Below are 1,782 nucleotides of genomic sequence, written 5' to 3'. Positions count from 1 at the left end.
CTCTTGGGGCCGGATTCAGGGAAGCTGGCCAATTGCAAGATGCGCGCCGCTATGGCGTCCAGAAAGCGATCCGCGGCAAGCGGGCTGTCCGTCGCAATGCCAAACCAGATTTCGATCAGATCGTTTTCGGCGGCCGGGCTGCGGACAATGAGGATGTCAGCCATTCCGCTGTGTTTTTTTGGCAGCGTCGCTGAACCGGCTGTGCGCCTTCAGCTTGATGTCCTCGATGTCGAAAGGCGCGAACGGGCCGCTCTCCAGCCCTTCCGTCCAGGCTTTCCGCAGCCGCTCCGCTTCCGCTTCGCGCAAGGGCTGGCGAAGGCGCCATTCGCGGAGCGCTTCGCGGATTACTTCGCTTGCCGAACCGTATTGCCCGCTGGCCACCGCGCCCTTGACCATGTCCAGCAGTTCGGGGGAAAGCGCCACGCTGACTTTTTCGACTGTCGCCATCAAACTGTCTCCTTGTGAAGATGGTAGCAATATTTGCCACCATCTTCAAGGATGGCTCTCATGGTGTGATGCGCGCCAGATGCTCGAGATCGGTCTCCTCGCGCAGCGGATCGGGCGCCATGACCACGGAAGTGCTGTTGTCTGCATCGTCGGCGAAGTGGGCAAGCACGGTACGGCCGCCTTCCATCCGCGCCTTGCCTTCGGCGACCAGCCCGAGCGCCAGCGGATAAAGCCGGTTCTCGGCCTTCAGCACGCGGGCGGCAAGCGTATCCTCATTGTCACCGACCATCACCGGCACGGCAGCCTGGGCGATGATCGGGCCGTCATCCATATCGAGCGTGACGAAATGCACCGTGCAACCATGGATGCGAATGCCCGCGCGGATAGCTCGCGCATGCGTATCCAGCCCCTTGAAAGCAGGCAACAGGGCAGGGTGGATGTTGATCATCCGTCCCAGCCACTTCTCGACGAAGCGCGCGCCGAGGATGCGCATGTAACCGGCCAGCGTCACGATCTCGGCGCCGAACGAGACAAGTGCCGCGTCGATCGCTCCGTCATGCGCTTCCTTGCTGGTATGGTCGGCCCGCGAAATCACCTTGGTAGGGATGCCGCGCGCCGCGGCGATGCCTAGACCGGCGGCATTGGCCCGGTCGGAAATGACGCCGACGATCTCGGCCGGATAGTCCGGGTTGCTGGCCGCGGCGATCAGCGCCGTCATGTTGGAGCCGCGTCCCGAAATCAGCACCACGGTGCGTTTGCGCGTGCTCATAGGCCGATCGAGCCCCGATAGATGACGCCGGCGTTGCGGCGCGGCACGATGCGGCCGATCGGCGCCACAGTCTCGCCGGCCTCCTGCAGCACGGCCGCGACCTGTGCGGCCTGGCCGGAGGCGACGGCGAGGATCATGCCGACGCCGCAATTGAAGGTGCGCATCATCTCTTCGGGCGCCACGCCGCCGGTCTTCGCCAGCCATGAGAATACCGGGGGCACTTCGATGGCGTCGAGGTCGAGTTCGGCCGAAAAATCCTTCGGCAAGACGCGCGGGATGTTTTCAGGAAAGCCGCCGCCGGTGATGTGGGCCAGCGCCTTGATGCCATGCGTGCCGCGGATCGCCTTGAGGATCGACTTGACGTAGATGCGTGTCGGCTCGAGCAGCGCCTCGGCCAGCGTGGCTTCATCATTGAAGGGCGCCGGATCGGACCACGCAAGGCCGCTTGTCGCGACGATGCGGCGGACCAGCGAAAAGCCGTTCGAATGCAGGCCCGACGAGGCCAGTCCCAACAGCACGTCGCCCTCGACGATGTCGTCTGTCGGCAGTAGCTGGCCACGTTCGGC

4 protein-coding genes are annotated in these 1,782 nt (G+C 64.3%); all 4 read right to left on the bottom strand.

Translation table 11 applies throughout. The features are described from left to right. Positions 1-164 (bottom strand): type II toxin-antitoxin system RelE/ParE family toxin (locus EOB36_RS33710; RefSeq protein ID WP_164897718.1); only part of this gene is annotated, 164 nt, incomplete at its 3' end. After that, entirely contained in the window at positions 157-447 is a 291-nt protein-coding gene (locus EOB36_RS33705; protein WP_095483242.1) for a type II toxin-antitoxin system ParD family antitoxin, read from the bottom strand. The genes EOB36_RS33705 and EOB36_RS33710, both read right to left, overlap by 8 nt. A gap of 58 nt (positions 448-505) precedes the next feature. Then, positions 506-1,216 (bottom strand): phosphoribosylglycinamide formyltransferase, encoded by a 711-nt coding sequence (purN, locus tag EOB36_RS33700; RefSeq protein ID WP_128286584.1) that lies wholly within the window; start codon positions 1,214-1,216, stop codon positions 506-508. Beyond that, a partial coding sequence (locus EOB36_RS33695) for an AIR synthase-related protein (RefSeq protein WP_245467973.1) occupies positions 1,213-1,782 on the bottom strand: 570 nt, incomplete at its 5' end. The genes purN and EOB36_RS33695, both read right to left, overlap by 4 nt.

Origin of the sequence: Mesorhizobium sp. M6A.T.Cr.TU.017.01.1.1 (assembly GCF_004023115.1) — a bacterium.
GTDB classification, from domain to species: domain Bacteria; phylum Pseudomonadota; class Alphaproteobacteria; order Rhizobiales; family Rhizobiaceae; genus Mesorhizobium; species Mesorhizobium mediterraneum.
This window is presented reverse-complemented; position numbering and strand designations above follow the sequence as displayed.